The organism is Mesoterricola silvestris, assembly GCF_030295405.1.
In the GTDB taxonomy this organism is placed as follows: domain Bacteria; phylum Acidobacteriota; class Holophagae; order Holophagales; family Holophagaceae; genus Mesoterricola; species Mesoterricola silvestris.
Genome location: NZ_AP027080.1, coordinates 1,754,062 through 1,768,459, shown reverse-complemented (window position 1 = coordinate 1,768,459; position 14,398 = coordinate 1,754,062). Strand labels below are relative to the sequence as shown.

Annotated in this window: 10 protein-coding genes and 1 tRNA gene; 2 read left to right on the top strand and 9 right to left on the bottom strand. The window is 71.0% G+C overall.

The annotated features are described in order from the left end of the window. The first annotated feature begins 48 nt into the window (after positions 1 to 48). The gene (locus tag R2J76_RS07415) at positions 49 to 1,500 is read left to right on the top strand and encodes a hypothetical protein (RefSeq protein ID WP_316415190.1); all 1,452 of its coding nucleotides are present in this window, start codon (positions 49 to 51) and stop codon (positions 1,498 to 1,500) included. On the opposite strand, the gene R2J76_RS07410 is transcribed toward R2J76_RS07415, so the two are convergent. From R2J76_RS07410 to R2J76_RS07375, 8 genes are all read right to left on the bottom strand, one after another. After that, positions 1,501 to 2,400, bottom strand: coding sequence for a class I SAM-dependent methyltransferase (locus R2J76_RS07410; protein ID WP_316415189.1), 900 nt, complete (start codon positions 2,398 to 2,400; stop codon positions 1,501 to 1,503). It abuts the gene before it with no gap. A gap of 118 nt (positions 2,401 to 2,518) precedes the next feature. Next, positions 2,519 to 6,292: an AAA family ATPase gene (locus R2J76_RS07405; RefSeq protein ID WP_316415188.1), complete on the bottom strand. Its 3,774-nt coding sequence runs from the start codon at positions 6,290 to 6,292 to the stop codon at positions 2,519 to 2,521. After that, the gene (locus R2J76_RS07400) at positions 6,289 to 7,494 is read right to left on the bottom strand and encodes a metallophosphoesterase family protein (protein ID WP_316415187.1); all 1,206 of its coding nucleotides are present in this window, start codon (positions 7,492 to 7,494) and stop codon (positions 6,289 to 6,291) included. Before R2J76_RS07400 ends, R2J76_RS07405 begins: the two co-directional genes overlap by 4 nt. A gap of 177 nt (positions 7,495 to 7,671) precedes the next feature. Beyond that, positions 7,672 to 7,748: transfer RNA gene (locus tag R2J76_RS07395), tRNA-Lys, on the bottom strand. A gap of 70 nt (positions 7,749 to 7,818) precedes the next feature. Next, positions 7,819 to 8,739, bottom strand: a complete 921-nt coding sequence (locus tag R2J76_RS07390; protein ID WP_316415186.1) for a DUF1186 domain-containing protein — start codon at positions 8,737 to 8,739, stop codon at positions 7,819 to 7,821. A gap of 3 nt (positions 8,740 to 8,742) precedes the next feature. Further along, positions 8,743 to 9,858, bottom strand: a complete 1,116-nt coding sequence (gene trpS / locus R2J76_RS07385) for a tryptophan--tRNA ligase (RefSeq protein WP_316415185.1) — start codon at positions 9,856 to 9,858, stop codon at positions 8,743 to 8,745. Positions 9,859 to 9,876: 18 nt separating this feature from the next. Continuing rightward, positions 9,877 to 10,638: a site-2 protease family protein gene (locus tag R2J76_RS07380; protein ID WP_316415184.1), complete on the bottom strand. Its 762-nt coding sequence runs from the start codon at positions 10,636 to 10,638 to the stop codon at positions 9,877 to 9,879. Between the two features lie 28 nt (positions 10,639 to 10,666). Next, complete coding sequence (locus R2J76_RS07375) at positions 10,667 to 11,905, bottom strand: NAD(P)/FAD-dependent oxidoreductase (RefSeq protein ID WP_316415183.1); 1,239 nt, start codon at positions 11,903 to 11,905, stop codon at positions 10,667 to 10,669. Positions 11,906 to 12,022: 117 nt separating this feature from the next. On the opposite strand from R2J76_RS07375, the gene R2J76_RS07370 reads away from it, so the two are divergent. Next, positions 12,023 to 13,633 carry an aldehyde dehydrogenase family protein gene (locus tag R2J76_RS07370; protein ID WP_316415182.1) on the top strand — a complete coding sequence of 537 codons (1,611 nt, stop codon included), beginning with the start codon at positions 12,023 to 12,025 and terminating at the stop codon, positions 13,631 to 13,633. A gap of 324 nt (positions 13,634 to 13,957) precedes the next feature. On the opposite strand, the gene R2J76_RS07365 is transcribed toward R2J76_RS07370, so the two are convergent. Then, positions 13,958 to 14,176: a hypothetical protein gene (locus tag R2J76_RS07365; RefSeq protein WP_316415181.1), complete on the bottom strand. Its 219-nt coding sequence runs from the start codon at positions 14,174 to 14,176 to the stop codon at positions 13,958 to 13,960. Between the last annotated feature and the right edge of the window lie 222 nt (positions 14,177 to 14,398).

Genomic DNA, 14,398 nt, shown 5'->3' with positions numbered 1-14,398 from the left:
GGGTGGGCCCGCGGGGGGTGCGTCCTGGGCTGGATGGCCGGCCTCTGCATGGCCTTGTCCCCCGCGGGGGCCCAGACGCCGGTCCGCGTCCCGGTGCGCATCGTCCATGAAGGGAAGGTCGCCTGGTTTCTCCGGGTCAACCACCAGACGCCCGACCTCGACCTCCAGGTGGACCGGGGCGACGGCCGGGGCTTCCGGCCCCTCACCGCCGGCCGGTTCCCGCTGTACGCCGGGACCACCTGCAGGTTCTCCTGCAGCCAGGAGCGCTCGGGCCGCACGTCGGTGCCCCTAACCGGCAGGGACCGCCTGAACCCCTATGGGGCGAAGATGGTGTTCACCTGCGAGCAGGGCGTGCTGACCCTGAGCCTCAGCCTGGACAAGGCGCCCCCCCCGGGCTTCGCCATGCCCGTGGTCTGCAACGGCAGGGCCGTCACCATCAAGCGGAGCGACTGGGCCGAGCCGGCGGCGGCGGCCCCGGAGGGCCCCGCGGCCGCCGCCCGGCCTGCCACCTCCCGCCTGAGAGGCGCACGGGTTTTCGCCATCCACAACGCCTCAAGCCTGCCCTGGCTGCTCACCAGCCCCCTGGAAGGCCCCGAAGGCAGGAACCTGGGCTTCTGGCGGGCCTCCCGGATGCGCGCCGGGGTTTATGTGGGACTCACCCCGGCCACCCCGGACCCCCTGACCCTGCGCCTCCCCCCGGGCCGCAGGTGCTACCTGCCGGTGGAGCGGGGCTCCGTCCGCACCCTCACCCTCACGGATTGCCGGAACAACACGCGGGAAAGCCTCTGGCGCTTCCGTTTCGAGGGGCCCATCCATTACAGCGGCGAGGCGGAGGCCATGGAGGTGGCCGGCGTCCACGGGACGATCCTCCGCATCAAGGCCGGCACCTGGGCGGCTCCGCCGCCCCTGCCGGAGGCGGGCGACCCCCCCTCGCCCCGGGACACCCGCCGGGAGGCCGGGGCGGCCCAGCCCTCCCCCCAGCCCCGGAAGCGCAAGCCGGCCGCCGTCCCGGAGGAGCCCCCCGGCCCCCGGCGGCGGGTGGACCTTCCGGGCGCCCCCCCCTTCCCGGGCCGGGTCCTGACCCTCCACAATGCGTCCGACGGCCCCTGGATCCTTTCGGTGGAAGGCCCGGACCGGTGGACGACGCCCGGGGTCTTCCGGGAGGAGGCCGGCCGCTACCTTCCCGTGGAGGAGCTGTTGGAGGTGGTGCTGCCCGGCGACTGCTACGACATGCCCCCGGGCGCCCGGCGCTACCTCCCCCTCTCCGGCGGGGCGCATTGGGTCAAGGTCCGGTTCATGGACCGCGACCGCCGCAACCCGCCCCTGGGCTTCGTGCTGTTCGACGCCTCCACGGGGGTCCTCCCGGGCTTCCGCGACGAGACGCGGCCGGAGGTCAAGGAACGGTACCAGCGGGTCCTTTCCCTGGGCCCGGACGCGGTGACCCTGGGCGACTCCCCCTGGGACCCGGCCCTGCTGGCCGGAGGCGAGGAGAAACGCTGACTATCCGCCCGCCTTGCCCGGATCCGGCAGGGAGTAGGCGTCCCGCTTTTCCAGGAACATGGTTATGCAATTCACGAATTTGAGCGTCCCGAAGGCCAGCCAGTCCCGGAAGACCCTGCGTTCCAGGCGGTAGCGGTACCGGGGGGCCAGGCCCAACAGGGAGCGCAGTTTCTGGGTGTAGTAGTCCTGGGTGTACGGGAAGGAGATGCGCAGGTGATGCCGGTCGGCAAGGCTGAACGCCATCTTCTTCGGCATGTAGTGGGTGCAGAGCCGGATGAAATCCGAATAGGTCTCCGTGAACGCATCGAGGGTGTACCGGGACCGGCGCTGGCGGTACAGGCCGAAGCCCAGGCGGCTCATGAACCGGATATAGGCCGCCCGGTATTCGTGGTTGCGGATCCGGTGCACCCACGGCAGGCGCAGGTGGCCCTCCTGGATGGCGCAGGAGAAGGGGAACAGGTGGGCCGAGAAGCCGCCTTCGCAAAGCACCCGGCTGATCTCTCGGAACACCAGGTCCGGGTCCTCCACGTGCTCCATCACCTGGTTGGTGAGGATCACGTGAAAGAAATCGTCCGGGTAGGGCCACCGGTCCGCCGCGGAAATGATGCGCGCGAAGCGCTCCCAGGGCACCCCCGGGTGCTCGCCGCGCAGGTAGGCCAGGGTGGTGTCCAGCATGTCGCGGGCATGGCCTTCGTACTCCTCCACGTCGTGGCCCCACACCTCGAAGGTCCGCCCCGGGAACCGCGCGGGGAGCAGGTCCTGCAGGTAGGCCATGAGGTGGCCGTTCCCGCACCCCAGATCCAGGATGCGGATCACGGGCGCCCCTTCGAACCGCCCCAGCTCCGTGAGGATGATGGCCAGGAGATGCAGATGGGTAATGGATTCAGGTTTCCGGTCCATGGCGAGAACACCTCCTGCGCGAGGTCGGGATCCCGGTCGAACATCGGCCGTACAGGCATTCTTTCAGGGTGGGGCAACCATGGATAATCCCTGATTTGAATAATGTCAATGGCGGCCTTCAGCCCAACTCCACCCGCACGGAGCTGCGGCCCGGGGCCGAGGGCTCCACCAGGATCCGCGCCGGGATGGCCTCCCGGAGCGTCTCCACGTGGCTGATGATGCCCACCTGGGTGCGCCGGCCCAGGGTTCCGCCCAGGCCCTTCAGGATGCCCAGGACCTCCTCCAGGGTCCGGTGGTCCAGGGTGCCGAACCCCTCGTCCAGGAGCAGGGTCTCCACGGGCATGCGCACGGTGCGGTAGTCCGCCAGGGCCAGGGCCAGGGCCAGGGACACCAGGAAGGTCTCCCCGCCGCTGAGGGTGGTGACGGGGCGCTCCTGGTTGGCGTGGTTCCCGTCCCGCACCGCGAAGGCCAGGGCCTCCTGCCCATCCGGGTCCCGGGCCGGCACCAGGGCGTACCGGGGGCGGAGCCGTTCCAGCTTGGCGTTGGCCTTGGCCAGGAGGTCCTGGAGGTTCAGCAGCTGGGCGAAGCGCTTGAAGACGCTCCCGTTGTTGACGCCGATGAGCAGGTGCAGGCGGTTCCAGAGCTCGAAGGCCCTGCGGGCCTCCTCCCGTCTCCCCTGGGCCTCGCCCATGCGCTGGACGTTGGCCGCGTTCGCCTCCAGGCGCCGGGCGATGCCCGCCTGGCGCGCCTGCAGCTCGCCGGTGGCCTGTTCGGACGCCTCCTTTTCCCCCAGGAGATCCCCCGGCGCCGCATCCCCGGGCAGGTCCCCGGGCCGGGATTCCCCGTGCAGGGCCCGGGTGCGCCCGTGTTCCAGGGCGATGTCCCGGGCGGACTGCAGCTCCCCCTGGAGGCGGGACCGCTCCTGGAGGCGGGCCTGCAGGTCCCCGGCGGCGATGCGCCGTTCCTCCAGGGCCTCCCGGCCGGGGAGGCCCAGCTCCCGCATATGCGCGTCCAGGCTCCGCTCCTGGAGGGCCAGGTCGTCGGCGAGCTTCCGCAGGTTGGCGGCCTTTTCCTGGTGCTGGCCTTCCAGGGCGGCCCGCTCCCGCTGGAGCCGGTCCACGGCCTGGGCCAGGCGCCGGTGCGCCGCCTGGGCCTCCTGGTCCGCCTGCTCAAGGGCCCGGGCGAAGGCCCCGGGGTCCTGGCCGCCCAGAAGGGCCGCGGCCCGGGCGTCCAGGGCCTTCCACTCCCCGGCCAGGACCGCGGCCTTCTCCCGGGCCAGCGCCAGTTCCCGGGCCGCCTTGTCCCCCAGGGCCCGGGGCTCGATGAGTTCGGTTTCCGCCCGCAGCAGGGCGGCCCGGGCCGTTTCGTCCCTTTGGACTGCCGCCCGGTACCGCCCCGCCAGGTCCTCCCCGGCCTCCAGGGCCGCCAGCAGCGGCTCCTTCCCCTCCAGGGGCAGCTGGAGGCCGCCAAGGGCCTCCGCCAACCCGGTGCGCAGGAGGCCGTTCCGGGCGCGGGCCGCCCCCAGGAGGGCCCTGCCCTTCTCCAGCTGCGCGGTCCCGGCCCGCCGCCGTTCGGCGAGCACATCCAGGTCCCCCTTGCGGGCCAGCAGGCCCTGGTGGGCCCCGTGGACCCGCTGCCGGGCCTCGCCCAGAAGGCGGTCGGCCTTGTCCGCATCGTCCAGGAAGGCGTCCAGGACCCCGGCGCGCCGCTCCGCCTCCAGGCGGGCCCCCTGGATTTCCTCCGCCCCGGGAAGGCCCTGGAAGCCCAGGGCCCCCGCCTGGGCTTCCAGGCCCGAGCGCAGCTCCTCCAGGCGGCGCCCTTGGCCGGCCGCCGCCTCCTTCCGGAGGGCCAGGGTGGCCTGGAGGGCGTGGCTCTGGCGGTCCAGGGCCTCCCAAGTGGCGTGGGCGGCGGCCATGCCGCCCCGGGCCTGGTCCAGCTCCCGCTCCAGGTCCTGGCAGCGCTGGCGCCGTTCCAGGTCCTTCGCGGCCAGGTGGGCCTCCGCCAGGATGGGGTGGTCCAGGCCTCCGCACAGGGGACAGGGGAGGCCCTCCTGGAGCCGTCCCCGCTCCTGGGCGATATCCGCGGCCCATTTCGCCTGCTCCAGCCGGCCCTGGATGCGGGCCGCCTTTTCGGCCCAGTCGGCCTCGATCCCCCGGGCCTCCCGTTCCGCCAGGGCCTTCTCCCGGGCCTGGGCCTCGAGTTCCCGCAGGGCCGCCCCGGCCCCGGCGGTTTCCGCCTCCAGGGGCCCCAGGGTGGCGAGGGTTTCCGCCAGCCGCCCCAGCGCCACGATCCTCCGGGCGAGCCGGTCCTTTTCCCCCTGCCAGCTGGAACGGGCCTCCGGAACCCCCGGGAAGCCCTGGAGGGCGGCCTGGAAAGCTTCCTGGCGGGCGGTTTCGCCCCCCTGGGCCTCCCGCAGGGCGTCTTCCGCTTCCCGGAGCCGGTGTTCGGCCTCGGCCCATTCCTCGCCGGTGCGGCCGGCGGCCGCCTCCAGATCCGCCACCTCCCGCTCCGCGGACGCCGCCCGGCCCTCGTCCTCCAGCAGGCGTTCCACCCTTTGCCGGAGCCCCCCGAGGGCCTCCCCCAGGGGCGCGTGGGGGGCCAGGTCCTCCAGGGCCCGGGCGGCCCCGGCGGCCTCGTCGCGGCGGGTGGCCGCGAGCCGTTCCAGGCGCTCCCGTTCCTGCTCCCGCCCGCGCTGGGCCTCCTCCTCCGCGGCCAGGGCCCCTTCCAAATGGTCCAACTCCGCCCGCTTCTGGTCCCGGGCCTGGTGCACCTGGAGGGCCTCCCGGATCCCATCCTGGTGGTCCAGGCGGTTCCGGGTCGCCGCCTCCGCGGCCTCCCGCACCGGAGCCAGGGCCGCGGTTTCCGCCTCCAGCCTCCCGTCCAGGTCCCGCAGGCCCGTTTCCAGGGCGGCGGCGGCCTCCGTCTCCACCCGGATGCCGGCGGCGCCCTGCCGGATCTGGTCCAGCAGGGCCAGGGAGCCCTGGGCCTCCTCGAACCGCTGGAGCCGTTCCAGCCGCGGGCCCGCCTCCGCCAGGGCGGCCTCCGCCCGCTTCAGCCGGTCCCCGGAGGCCGCCCAGAGGTCCTCCAGGCGCTCCGCCTGGGCGAGCCAGTCCAGCCAGGCTCTGAGGGTCTCCAGGCGGAGCTTTTCCGCCCCCAGGGCTTCCTCCACCCGGCCCCGTTCCGCTTCCAGGGCCTCCAGCTCCTCCCCGGGCAGGAGCTCGATGCCCTGGAGGGCGAGGTCGGCCAGGGCGAGCCTGGCCTCGGCGTCCTTCTTGCGGGCCTCGGCCCGCTGGCCCAGCACCTGGTACCGGTCCGTGCGGGTGAGCCGCTCCAGGATCGTCGCCTTCTCGTCGGGGGTCGCGTTCAGGAAGGCCGCGAATTCCCCCTGGGCCAGGAGCATGCAGCGGTTGAAATCCGCCACGCTGAACTGGTCCAGGGCCTTCTGGAAGGGTGCCTCCCAGTCCTTCTGCCGGGTTCCGCACACCAGGGTCTCCCAGGCCTGGGGCTCCCCGGTGAGGATCTCCAGGGTGCGCTCCGGCGGCTGGGGATTTCCGTCGGGCCTCCCGCCGGCTCTCCAGCAGTGCCAGGTGGCGCGGTACCGCACGTCCCCCTCGGGGGCCCTGCGGCTGAATTCCAGGGTGGCCCAGGCCTCGCCGGTGCCGTGGGAGATCATCAGCGCCGGGTCCTTCTCCGGCCTGCCGAAGCTCCGGGGCAACCGGGGCGTCTGGCCGAAGAGGGCCAGGGACACCGCGTCCAGGAGGGTGGTCTTGCCCGAACCGGTGGGGCCGGAGATCAGGAAGAGGGAGAGGCCCCGCATCCCGCCCTCGAAATCGATGACGCCTTCGCCGTAGAGGGAATTGAGGTTCTTGAAGGAGAGCTTGAGCAGTCTCACAGGTTCTCCTCCCCCAGGAGGGTCTCGAAGGCCGCCATGAGCTCATCGGCGTTCTCGCCCTTGGCCTTGCACAGGAGCCGGAAGACGTCCCGGGGTTCCAGGGATTCCAGGGAGGGGGCCGGGCCGTCCCCGCCCTCCGGGTCCCCTCGCCGCACCAGGGTCTGCTGCAGGCCCACCAGGAGGGGCCGGGGCTCCCGGGCCGCCACCAGGGCGCGCACCTCGTCCTCCAGGCCGGGCTGGTGGCGCTCCACGCACACCTCCAGGGAGAGCATGGCCGGCAGGGGCTCCGTCCAGGCCAGGTCCTCCAGGTAGGCCCGCACCTGGTCCGGGGTGCCCGCGAACTCCAGCACCTGCCGGAAGGCGGGCACCGGCAGGCGCTCCAGGGCCAGGGCGCCCCCCTCCAGGCGGACCAGGTTCACCTGCCGCGCCGTCGCCCCTTCCCGGGCGTTCAGCGCCAGGGGCGTGCCGCAGTAGTGGGCCCTGCCGCCGGCCACGGCGTAGTTCCGGTGGATGTGCCCCAGGGCCACGTAGGCGAACCGCTCGTCGAAGATATCCGCGGGCAGGGCCCCCAGGGTGCCCACCAGGTGGGTTTCCAGGGGCGCGTCCCGGGGGGTCGAGCCCACGCAGGCCAGGTGCCCCATGGCCAGGAGGGGAACCCCCGGGAAGGCCCCTTCCGCCAGGTCCGCCAGGCGCCCGTAGAAGGCCCGGAAGCACGCCGCCAGCAGGACGCCCCGTTCCTCCGGCGTCCCGTCCAGGGTGCGGAAGCCCAGCCGCCATTCGTGCACGAAGGGCGCCGCCGCCACCACCGCCTCCACCGCCCCCCCCGCGTCCCGCAGCGGGCACAGGCACCGGCCCCAGCTCTCCGGATCCGCGTCCAGCCCCCCCACCACATGGATGCCCAGGTTCCCCAGCAGCTCCGACGGCGCGTCCAGGCGGGAGGGCGAATCGTGGTTCCCCCCCGTGAGGATCACCTGCCTCAACCCCGTCTCCCCCAGGTCCCGCAGGAAGGTGTAGTACGTGCGCTGCGCCTCCGCCGAGGGATTGGCCTGGTCGAAGATGTCCCCCGCCACCAGCAGCGTGTCCACCCCCCGCTCCCGGATGGTGGTCCCCAGCCACTGGAGGAAGCGCTGCTGCTCCTCCAGCCGGGAAGCCTCCCCCAGGGCCGCCCCCAGGTGCCAGTCGCTGGTGTGGATCGCTAACATAGGGGACTCCCGAGCGGGGCGGATGCGGGGCCCGCCCCTAAGAGGATGACAGGCGCGGAGGGACAGTTCCTGTCGGGGGCGGCCTCCGGGTCCCGGCCGGTGCGACCTTCCCGAGCGCCCCGTTCGTGCCCAAATGGAAAGCCCCGAAACCGCAAGGTTTCGGGGCTGCATTTCGAGTGGTGGTTCCTCAGGGACTCGAACCCTGGACCCTCTGATTAAGAGTCAGATGCTCTAACCAGCTGAGCTAAGGAACCGACTCGGAAGTTATAGTCTACCCTGGATGATGCGGAACGCAAGTGAAAATGATGGAGGAAAAGCGGCCGGCTAGGGCTTGCCGCAGCAGCGCTTGTACTTCTTGCCGCTGCCGCAGGGGCAATCGGCGTTCTGGGCGGGGGTGCCGGCGGGCTTGGGGTAGGGCTGGCGGGCGATGATGGCGTGGACGGCTTCGGGGGCGAAGGTGGGGAGGTCGGGGATGGGGTCCTCGTCGAGGTCCTCGGCGTCGCCGGGCCAGTGGAGCTCCTCCAGGGAGAGGAGGGCGTCCTCCACCAGGTGGTGGGTGAGGAGGAAGCGGCGGCGCTCGTGGGCGTTGTACCGGGTGATGGCGTCCTCCAGTTCGTCGGGGTCCACCAGTTCGCGGTCCACGCGGCCCCGGCGCAGGGCCTCCCGGAGGCGGGGGAGGAAGGCGGCGAAGCCGGCGGTCTCCAGGGCGATGATCAGGAAGGCCCAGGCGGTGGGGTCCTCGGCGGGGCCCCGGGCCTCGAAGGTGGCCAGGAGGACGTCGAAGGCCCGCAGGAGCTTGTCCTCGGGGAGGTGGCCCTGGAAGGACAGCACCAGGAGCGCGTCCATGGCGGCGCCGCGCACGTAGGGGTCCAGGGCGGGATCCGCGGCGGTGGCCTCCAGGACGGCGGGGGTCCCGATGCAAAGGGAGGCCAGGAGGGAGGGCACCCCCTCGGTGAGCAGGTCCCCCAGGAGGGCGTCCTGCTGGTCCGCGGGGAGGCGCAGCATGGACAGGAGCGGCTCCAGCGCCCGGGGCTCCCGGAACTGGGCGAGGAGGTACAGGGCGTAGAGGTGGGCGTTGGAGCCGGTGGCGTCCAGGTACGCCATGGGGTCGGCGGCGGCCTCCCCCAGGATCGTCAGGAGGCCGGGGATCACCGCCCCGGGCTGTTCCATGGCCTCCAGCAGGGCGGCCTCGGGGAGGCCGTCGTAGGGGAGCTCGAGTTCGGCGAGGATATCCGAGGGGGTCATGGCTCAGCCGTCCAGGCCGTGGTCCATGTTCATGGCCCGGCGCACCTGCTGCAGGGTGGCGACGCCTTCCTCCCGGGCCCGGGCGATGCCGCGGCGCAGGACGTCCTTCACGTAGCCGGGGTCCTGGGCGTAACGGGCGCGGCGCTCGCGCATGGGGGCCAGGTGGGCGTTGAGGGCCTCGGTGAGGGCGGCCTTGAGCTTGCCGCCGCCGCCGTCGCCGATGGCCGCGGCGATGGCCTCGGGGGCCTCGCCCGTGCAGATGGAGATCAGGCGCAGGAGGTTGGCCACCTCGGGGCGGTTCTGGGGGTCGTAGGCGATGTTGCGGTCAGGGTCGGTCTTGGCGCCCTTGATGACCTTGGCGGTCTCCTCCGCGGTCATCTTGAGCATGATGGTGTTGCCGCGGCTCTTGCTCATCTTCTGGCCGTCGGTGCCCAGCACGAGGGGGATATCGGAAAGGAGGGCGTCGGGGATGGGGAAGACCGGGGCGCCCGCGGCGAAGCGGTCGTTGAAGCGCCGCGCGATCTTGCGGGTGAGCTCCAGGTGGGGCAGCTGGTCCCGGCCCACGGGCACGACGTTCCCCTTGCAGAAGAGGATGTCCGCGGCCTGGTGGATGGGGTAGGTGTACATGAGGGCGTTGACCTGCTTGAGGCCCGCGGCCTTGATCTCCTCCTTCACGGTGGGGTTGCGGTCCAGCTCCGCGGTGGTGACCAGGTTCATGAAGGGCAGCAGCAGCTGGTTCAGCTCGGGGATGTGGCTGTGGCTGAAGAAGAAGGTGCGGCCGTTCTCGGGGTCCAGGCCCGAGGCCAGGTAGTCCAGGATCACCTCGGTGACGTTGGCGCCCACGTTCTCCGCGCTGTCCCGGTCCGTGAGCACCTGGTAGTCGGCGATGACGATGAAGGTGGTGGCGCCCAGCTCCTGGATGCGCACCCGGTTGGCCAGGGTCCCGAAGAGGTGCCCGATGTGCAGGGGGCCCGTGGGGCGCTCCCCGGTGAGGACCCGGTACTTGGAGGGGTGCTTCGGCAGGTCGTCCCAGATGGCCTGGCTGCGCCGGGAGGCCTCCAGGAAGGTGGCGGACTCGCCCTCCACGTCTTCGGCGTTGGTGATGAATTTCTCTTCCATTGGGGCTCCGGTAGGACCTCAGGCTCCCAGCAGGAGCCGGGCCAGGGGGGTGATGTAGAAGGCGTCCGCCACGAAGAAGAAGGGGCTCAGGATCGTGGTGATCACCACCGGCAGCACCAGGAAGCACACCAGGAGGACGATGGTGATGGTGGGCTGGATGCGGTCGAAGGTGGGCAGCATGTGGTAGGGGAGGAAGCCGCGCAGGATGCCCGCGCCGTCCAGGGGCCCGAAGGGCAGCAGGTTGAAGATGGCCAGGCCGATGTTGATCATCACCAGCCGCCCCAGGAGCGTGATGGCCAGGGCCGACCCCGCCCCCATGCCGGGCACTTCCATGAAGCGCTCCACCGGGGTCTGCATGGACGCGAAGAACCAGTTCAGGCGCAGCCCGGGGTTCCCAGGTCCCACCACCCGGATCAGCATGGCCAGGATCACCAGGAACACCAGGGACTGGAGGAGGTTGGAGGCGGGGCCGGCGGCGGCGACCATGGCGTAGCCCACCCGCATGGGGTACTTGCGGGTGAGGCGCCCGGGGTTCACGGGCACGGGCTTGGCCCAGCCCAGCACCCGGATGCCGGAGATCATGCCCAGCAGGGGCAGGATGAGGGTGCCCAGGGGGTCGATGTGGGCCAGGGGGTTCAGGGTCATGCGCCCCAGGCGGGCCGCGGTGTCGTCCTCCAGGTAGTAGGCCGCGGCGGCGTGGGCCGCCTCGTGGACGCTCAGGGCGAACAGCACGGCCACGTACGTGACGAGGATCGTGGCGATATGGATGTTGTCGAACAAGGGGCCCCCCGGGACCCTCATCATACCGTCAGATGACGATCGTCTCCTTCACCAGATCCCCTTCCCGGAACCGGCTCCACCGCAGCGGCGTGAGATCGATGCTGCGGTAGCCCCCGGTCATGACCAGCTCGGCCAGGCCGATGCCCACCGCGGGGCTCTCCATGGCGCCGTGGCCGCTGTAGCCCACCTGCAGGAGCAGGCCGGGGTGGTTGGCGTGCCATCCCAGGATGGCGTTGTGGTCGGGGCCGGTGGTGTCGTAGAGCCCGGCCCAGCCGCCCTTGAGCCTGCAGGTGGCGGTGGGGGGCATGCGCTCCTGCATGACCAGGTTGATCTCCTCCACGTAGTAGTCCGGCTCGAAGGTGGTGTCCAGGCTGTCGGGGGTGTCGGCCTTGGCCTTGCCGATGAGGAGGTTCCCGCTCTCGTGCTTGAAGTAGATGCCCTGGTCGATGATGGTGAGGGGGATGTCCTGCCAGCGCGGGTCCTGGTCCGGGAAATCCGTGAGGAACATCATGCGCTTCTGGGCCAGGATGGGCATGAGGTCCTCATCAGGACACCCGGAGCGTTTCAGGAGCGGGTTGGTCCAGGGGCCGGAGCACAGGGCCACCAGGCCCGCCTCGATCACTTCCCGGCCCCCGGGACCCGCCACGCGCAGCCCCGTGACCCTGCCGGCGGGATCGAAGACGAGGGCCTCGGCCTCGGTGCGCAGTTCCAGGCGGGCCCTGCCGGGGTGGTCCTGGAGGGCCCGCTCGAAGTAGCCCGCCGCGGCCTGGCTGGGGTCGAAGCTCCCGCAGTCCCGGCCGAACACGCCCCCGGCGATGGGCTCCATGCCCAGGAAGTCGCGCACGTCGGGGTCCACGGCGTCCACGGCGCAGCGCAGGCCGGGGATCCGGGCCTCCACCTGGGCCGGGTCGAGGAGCTCGAAATCCACGCCGTTGGCCTTCCAGATCCGGGCGGCGTCGGGCACGCGGCTCCAGGCGTCCGGGTAGTAGGTGAAGAGGTACCCCGTCTGCCGGAATCCGATGCCCACGCCCATGTCGTCCTGGAAGGCCTTGAGGATCCCGATGCCCCGGGTGCAGAGCTGCTGGTTGATGGGGGTGGTCCACAGGTTCCGGAAGCCCCCCGCGGAATAGGCGGAAGCCCCCGTGGAGACTGCGTCCCCCCGGTCCACCACCAGGATGGAGCCCGTGAAGCCCTGCTTCAGGAGGTTGTACACGAACGAGCCCCCGCCGATCCCGGCCCCCACCACCACCACATCGAATCTGCGCACCTTGCCCTCCGGAGGGGAGAGTATGCCCGGACTGCCGTCCCTTCGTCCAAGGTTGCGGGTCCCACGGGGCCCCCCACCCGGATATGCTGGAGCGTTCAACGTACCCCGGAGCCCGACATGTATCTGAAGGACAATCCCCCCTCAGTGGCGAGCCATGGAAGGACGGTCATCGGGTTCAACTGGATCGGCGGCCGCGAAGTGGAGGGCGACCTGCCCTCCTTCGATTCCCGGTCCCCCATCGACACCCGGGACACGGTGGGCATCTTCCCCGAGTGCGGGGAGCGGGACGTGGAGAAGGCCGCCAAGGCCGCCGCCGCGGCCTTCCCCGCCTGGAGCGCCATGCCGGCGCCCCTGCGGGGCGCCCTGGTGGGGCGCATCGGCGAGGCCCTGGCCCGCCACAAGGAGAAGCTCGCCGCCATCATCACCCGGGAGGTGGGCAAGCCCCTGCGGGAGGCCCGGGGCGAGGTGCAGGAGACCATCGACCTCTGCCACTACCTCCAGGGCGAGGGCCGGCGCCAGCTGGGCCAGGTCATCCCCTCGGAGCTGCCGCAGCGCCACATCACCGTCCACCGGCGCCCCCTGGGGGTGGTGGCCGTGATGGCCGGCGGGATCTTCCCCCTTTCCACCCCCGCCGCCCGGATCATCCCCGCCATCCTGTGCGGGAACACGGTGGTGTGGAAGGCTTCGGAGGACGCGCCCACCATCGCGTACCTCTTCGCGCGCTGCATGATGGATTCCGGCCTGCCCCCGGGGGTGGTGAACATCCTCAACGGCAAGGGCCGCACGGGGTGCGGCAAGCACGTGGTGGCGGGCCTGGACAAGGGCTTCTACCAGAAGTTCTGCTTCTCCGGCGGCACCGCCGTGGGCCGGCTCATCGCCGAGGCCTCGGGCCGGAACCTCTCGATTCCCAGCCTCGAGCTCAGCGGCAAGAACCCCATGGTCATCCTCCCCGACTGCGACCTGGACAACGCCGTGCGCGGGGCCCTTTGGGGCGCCTTCGGCACCGCCGGGCAGCGCCGCACCTCCATCGGCAACCTCATCGTCCACAAGGACATCTACCCGAAGTTCAAGGAGGCCTTCCTGGCGGCGGTGGCGGACCTGGAATTGGGCAATCCCATCAGCAACCCCGACGTGTTCTTCGGTCCCATGATCAACGCGCGGTTCGCCAAGGCCTTCGAGGAGCACTGGAACGGCGGCCTGGAGGAGGGCGCGACCCTGCTCTGCGGCGGGGCGAAATGGACGGAGGAGAACCGCACCGCCAAGGTGCACGGCCCCCTCGCCAAGGGCCACTTCATGCAGCCCTGCGTGTGGGAGGGCGTGACCCCCGGGATGAAGCTCTTCCAGACGGAGATCCTCGGCCCCACCGTGAACCTCTGCCGCGTGGAGGACTTCGACGAGGCCATGGCCTGGGCCAACGGCACGCCCTACGGATTGAGCAGCGCCATCTACACCGCCGACCGCGCCCTGGCGGAGCGCTTCACCCGGGAGATCCGCGCGGGCCTGTCCTCCATCAACAACTCCACCAGCGGCACCGAGGTCCACGTCCCCTACGGCGGCATCGGATGGAGCGGCAACGGCACCCGCGAGGCCGGCCCCGGCGCCCTGGACCCCTACTGCCGTTGGCACGCCGTGAACGAGGACACCTCGGGCGACCTCCAACTCGCCCAAATCCACACCGACTACACCCTCAAGCACACTTACGAAGCGAGCCACTGGGAGAAATTGTAGGATGCCGATTTGGTACTAAAGTGTGTCGGCTAACCCTAGGTCCTGAATCGCTAGGTTGTTCTCGGTGATCTGGCTCCAGCTTTGACCTGACGTTCTTTATCCTGCCTTTTCCCCTGGATCCTGTTTATCCCCGTTTGAGCTTCGCTGGGTGTTGTCGCCACTTTTGGGTCAAGGACGTCGAGTTACCTGCGCTACGACCCACCTCTGCGCCAGCCCTGCGGAAACCGGGATGAACGCCGATGGATGGGATGAACGGGGATCTGCTCAACCTGAGACAGCCCCCTTCATCACGGTTTCAACGCAGCTCGGGTTTCCCGACACACCCTAATTCTGAAACCGCCTGGGGCGCCGGGCGGCGGCTTTGGCGGCGCTCCGGGCCTGGGCGCGGGCCTCCTCCAGGGCGGTGCCGTGGCGCCAGAGGGCGGGGAAGGTTCGCTGGAAATCCACGGTCCACAGGAGCCGGAGCCGGTGGCGTTCGCGCCCCAGCCGCCAGCGCCCGGGGTCCCGGAAATGGAACCACGGGATGCGCGCGGACCCGATCATTCGGGCAGAACCGGACAGGAGCATGGCGGACCTCCGGAAAGGAAGCGGCAGGCGGGTGGGGGGCAAGGGGGGTGCGTCCAGGGGAACTCGTCTTCAATAATAATTAATTACTAATGCCTGTCAACACCTCCCCGGCGGATTCGTGCCGGTTTTGTAATAGTCTCAACCAATGAACCCAGGTCCTTTCCTGATTCATCAATGAACACATCATTCATTGCGCCT

What these genes read in the sequence shown, in the direction of transcription:
- R2J76_RS07415 (WP_316415190.1), top strand. Translation starts at nt 49, where the DNA reads ATGGCCTTGTCCCCCGCGGGGGCCCAGACGCCGGTCCGCGTCCCGGTG.
- R2J76_RS07410 (WP_316415189.1), bottom strand. Translation starts at nt 2,400, where the DNA reads ATGGACCGGAAACCTGAATCCATTACCCATCTGCATCTCCTGGCCATC.
- R2J76_RS07400 (WP_316415187.1), bottom strand. Translation starts at nt 7,494, where the DNA reads ATGTTAGCGATCCACACCAGCGACTGGCACCTGGGGGCGGCCCTGGGG.
- R2J76_RS07390 (WP_316415186.1), bottom strand. Translation starts at nt 8,739, where the DNA reads ATGACCCCCTCGGATATCCTCGCCGAACTCGAGCTCCCCTACGACGGC.
- trpS (WP_316415185.1), bottom strand. Translation starts at nt 9,858, where the DNA reads ATGGAAGAGAAATTCATCACCAACGCCGAAGACGTGGAGGGCGAGTCC.
- R2J76_RS07370 (WP_316415182.1), top strand. Translation starts at nt 12,023, where the DNA reads ATGTATCTGAAGGACAATCCCCCCTCAGTGGCGAGCCATGGAAGGACG.
- R2J76_RS07365 (WP_316415181.1), bottom strand. Translation starts at nt 14,176, where the DNA reads ATGATCGGGTCCGCGCGCATCCCGTGGTTCCATTTCCGGGACCCCGGG.